Genomic DNA, 3,843 nt, shown 5'->3' with positions numbered 1-3,843 from the left:
GTGCCGTTGTTATCTACAGCCACGATATATGGTTTCATGTAGTGGGCTTGGTCTAAAGTAAAGTCTTTTTCTATTTTTTCTTGTTCTTCAACGGAATCACTTAGAGCAAGCAAGACGCCTGATGCCATATTTTGCGCTGATTGCAAAACTTGCAACCCTTCTGCTTTGCTTAGGTTATTCATTGCATCTTCGGTGAAGTAAACCTTAATAGCATTCACGCCGGCATCATAGTATTCCATCTTGCTTATGTTGAGAGACCATTTGAAACTATCATTTGGTTCTCTAGTTTGTCCGTCAGGTAGTGGCTGACCATTTGGGTCAAGTTTTCCTAATGCAAAGCCTTGATCTTCCGTCAAAATCTTCAACAAATCTTCGTTGATTTGCTGTTGCAAAGAAGGTGATACCTTACCATCATTTTTAGATGATGAACTAGATTGACTTTCAGATGATGAACTCTCTGAAGTCTTTACTTGTTTAGAAGAAGTTGTTTTGCTTTCCGTATTCTTTTTATTGTCACTTGAATCACCAAAGCTATTGACAAAAAGAATTAGAGAAACGAAAGCGATCGTGAAGGTTATTAGGGTGCGCTTTTGCAGACCATCAGCTGCTTCTTCATCTTTTTTATAAAATACGACAGCTAGAATTGCCGATACTGCAAGTATCAGAAAAAATAGTAACGACATTTACTCTCTCCTTAGCCTTTTAGTGTGGTTACTTAGCACATGTTGCATTTGATAAAAGCATTTTAACGTGATGCTTAGCACGTATGTACGCCCAAACGGGCATGTATTAATTAGCTACTCTCAAATCCCAGTTATATCCGAGTTCTTTATCACCGCGACTAACTAAGTAGCCAGTTACTTCGGCAGGTTGTCCAACATTGTATTTTTTGAGACTGCCGTTGTCATCCTTGACGACAACAACATAGGCATTTTGCTTTGTTTGTCGAACGTTATCTGGCATATCTTCAACAGGGACGTAGATGTATAAGCGTGTACCTCTAGTATTCCTTTCGATAACTTGTCCTTTGATTGTAGTCTTGGTTGTGGCAACTTCAGCTTTTTGGTAGTAATCCAGGTGATTTTGTCTATCTTGTGCGTAGTAGGTTTTCAGAAATTCAACCATATTTCCAGACTTTAGATCGTTTTTCAAACTTTCAACTACATTGTCATCAATTGGTTTCTTTGCAGAACTTGAATTCGAACTAGAACTTGATGCGCTTGAACTCTCTTTATCTGATTGTTTTTTACTTGAGCTAGATACACTTGAACTTCTTTTGTCTGATGCGGATTGGCTTGAACCTACCTTACTTTGCTTTTCAGTCTTAGCTTGATCAGTTGCTTTTTCTGGTGTTTCGACAGTAGTTGCACCAACAATTAGTGAGACAACAACTGCCACTAACCAAAGCCATGTTTTCTTATTGATCTTGCGGTTTTTAACTAGTCCTAAAATAACAAATACAACGAATGCTGCAATTGAAATAATAAACGCAAAGCCGGACAAAGTTGCTAACATAAAATATCTCCCAAAGCCTTTTAATGTGGATGCTTAGCACATGTAGCTTTGAGCATTTTAACGTGATGTTTGGCGCAAATGTGTATGCCAAAGAGGGCATAGATTACTTAACATCATATTTGTTGGATAGTTCAAATTCTGAGTTTTCTGGTTGATCGTGCCACTCGATAGTGATGTCTTTGGTTTCTTGTAAATAATTTTTTATGCTTTCTAACGGAACATTGAAATATTCCTTGCGCTTATTAACATGATTACTACGATATTTTTCAAACTGACTATGTAGTTCGTTCTCTAATTTAAAGGCATCATCTGAAAATATGAGTGCGTGTACGTCAAACTTAAACGGTACAGAAGCGCTACCCAACTCGTCAATACGATCTGTTGGTTCTAGTCTTCGTGTAACGCCTATTTTGTAAACATCTTTTCCGAAGGAACCGATATTGCTAATAATATAAACGTATCCTGCCTTTGCGTTATTAAGCCGATAATCCAAATCGTGTTCTTGTTCATCGAGCAAAGCTATTTTTGACTTTAATTCTTCAATCTGAGATTCTATTTCATCTGTCTGTTCTTTAGATAAAAGGGCATTTATAGCATTTTCAAATTGCTTGCGCTCTTTATTTAGATTTTTTCTTTCGCGCTCTACTTCTGCTCGAAGCTGTTTTTCTTCACGCTCACGCTGTTTTTCTTCGCGTAACTTTTCTTTTTCTTCCTGTTTTTTCAATGCAAATTCAACAGCAAGTTTAAGTTCTTGTAATTTAAGGTCAACATATTCATCAGAGAGTACAACAAAGTCAGACTTTAGAAACAGATTGCTTAATGTTTTTGCGCTCTTTATAAGCTGTTGACTTTTTTGATTATAGTTATTTGCATTTACTTTATTAATGATACCCGTTGCTTCACCGTTGAATGCTCTGATTAGAGCAGAGGCTGCCTTATTTTGCATTGCTCTGCCTTTGGAGTCAGACTCATTGAAAGATACCGTGCTAGTGATAATAGCGGCTAGTTTATTTTTAACGAGCATTTTTTCTTGTTCGATTACTCGATCTAAAGCATTTTTATAGGTTAAACTGTCGGCAAAGTTATAGGTAGGTTTATAAAATCCTAATTCAATATTATTATTTGCGTTTTCTAACTCAGCATTAGCGAGATTAATCTGCGTTTTAATAGCATCTAGTATGTTTTTTTCCTTTTGAATTTCTTCTCGAAGTTTTGCTAGCTTAGTTTCCAATTGTTCATCTTTTTTTCCAAAGAAAAACATAATAATATCCTCCTATTCTTTAAAACAGCGATTTCAAGTGGTACAGGAATACCACAAAATACATTATGAAGCCGTAGAGTTTACCAGTATGTTGTTGTAGTTCAAGACATTTTAGCGTGATTCTCAGCACATGTTTTTTACTACTTGTCAAATTGTGACGCCTTTATTCATTTGACATTTTACTTCATTTTCTAAAAACGAAGGCAATCCAAACCAATCCATAAACTCTAGCCAATTAGGTGTGTCAGTCATACCGTTATATTTAACTAAAAGCCATTTAATGGCAGATTGATTAGCAGGGGCCTCGGCATCATTTCTGACGTCATATCCGTGATACGCAACCAGACGTGATGATGTTTCATTTTTCTCTATGAATTGAAAAATTTCGTGAGTGAGACGGAAAATATATTGATGATTCCATCTTGAATTTTTGTTTATAACAACACGGCGGCTTTTTAAATCTTCCACGTCCGGAGCATCAGGGCTCAGTCTTGATGTTTGAATTAATTCCACGTCATTTGAAGCGTAGAGTGGCATAATTTCATCAAGAATGTCATTCATCTAATCCTGTCTCCAAAATATTTTTGATAATTTGCCAATCTCGTTCGCTTATAGGTCTACCACCATAAGATAAAACGTCGCGATCAACTTCTCTTAAATCAATTGTGTCTGTGACTTTATTGTTGTCGGCCAAGTTTAAATTCTCGCCAATTAAGTAAGAAACGGAAACACCTAAAACGTCAGCAACTTTTGCTAAAGTTTCTGTTCTGGGGTCTTGCTTTTTCCATATATAAATCGTCTTTTCGCCAAATCCTGCTTTTTCAGCAACTTGATTAAGACTCATACCTCTCGTTTTCGCCAAAGACTTAATGTGCTCAAATAGTGTCATTTCAGTACCTTTCAAATGGTACATAACAAAACAGTATCCAAAAGTATCTCTTAGTGTTGGTGAAATATCCAAAAGGGTCTATTATATTGTTTGTACCAAGTTATTAAACATAATTTATGAATCAAAAAAATCAATGCACAGCAAGAGATGTAGGAGTTTAATGCTATGTGCCGTAAGT

General features: G+C 36.2%; 5 protein-coding genes. All 5 read right to left on the bottom strand.

Features of this window, described 5'->3' with window-relative positions:
- On the bottom strand, positions 1-683 hold a 683-nt coding region (locus ACW12G_RS06955), incomplete at its 3' end, for a hypothetical protein (RefSeq protein ID WP_455647603.1).
- 106 nt (positions 684-789) lie between these two features.
- The gene (locus tag ACW12G_RS06950) at positions 790-1,515 is read right to left on the bottom strand and encodes a hypothetical protein (protein ID WP_455647602.1); all 726 of its coding nucleotides are present in this window, start codon (positions 1,513-1,515) and stop codon (positions 790-792) included.
- Positions 1,516-1,618: 103 nt separating this feature from the next.
- Entirely contained in the window at positions 1,619-2,776 is a 1,158-nt protein-coding gene (locus tag ACW12G_RS06945; protein ID WP_270747505.1) for a DUF4041 domain-containing protein, read from the bottom strand.
- A gap of 147 nt (positions 2,777-2,923) precedes the next feature.
- Complete coding sequence (locus ACW12G_RS06940; RefSeq protein WP_455647601.1) at positions 2,924-3,337, bottom strand: hypothetical protein; 414 nt, start codon at positions 3,335-3,337, stop codon at positions 2,924-2,926.
- Complete coding sequence (locus ACW12G_RS06935; RefSeq protein ID WP_455647600.1) at positions 3,330-3,665, bottom strand: helix-turn-helix domain-containing protein; 336 nt, start codon at positions 3,663-3,665, stop codon at positions 3,330-3,332. Before ACW12G_RS06935 ends, ACW12G_RS06940 begins: the two co-directional genes overlap by 8 nt.
- Between the last annotated feature and the right edge of the window lie 178 nt (positions 3,666-3,843).

Source organism: Leuconostoc sp. (genome assembly GCF_965300815.1).
The sequence above is the reverse complement of the archived record's forward strand: the minus strand, read 5'-3'. Positions and strand labels throughout refer to the sequence as shown.

What these genes read in the sequence shown, in the direction of transcription:
- ACW12G_RS06950 (WP_455647602.1), bottom strand. Translation starts at nt 1,515, where the DNA reads ATGTTAGCAACTTTGTCCGGCTTTGCGTTTATTATTTCAATTGCAGCA.
- ACW12G_RS06945 (WP_270747505.1), bottom strand. Translation starts at nt 2,776, where the DNA reads ATGTTTTTCTTTGGAAAAAAAGATGAACAATTGGAAACTAAGCTAGCA.
- ACW12G_RS06940 (WP_455647601.1), bottom strand. Translation starts at nt 3,337, where the DNA reads ATGAATGACATTCTTGATGAAATTATGCCACTCTACGCTTCAAATGAC.
- ACW12G_RS06935 (WP_455647600.1), bottom strand. Translation starts at nt 3,665, where the DNA reads ATGACACTATTTGAGCACATTAAGTCTTTGGCGAAAACGAGAGGTATG.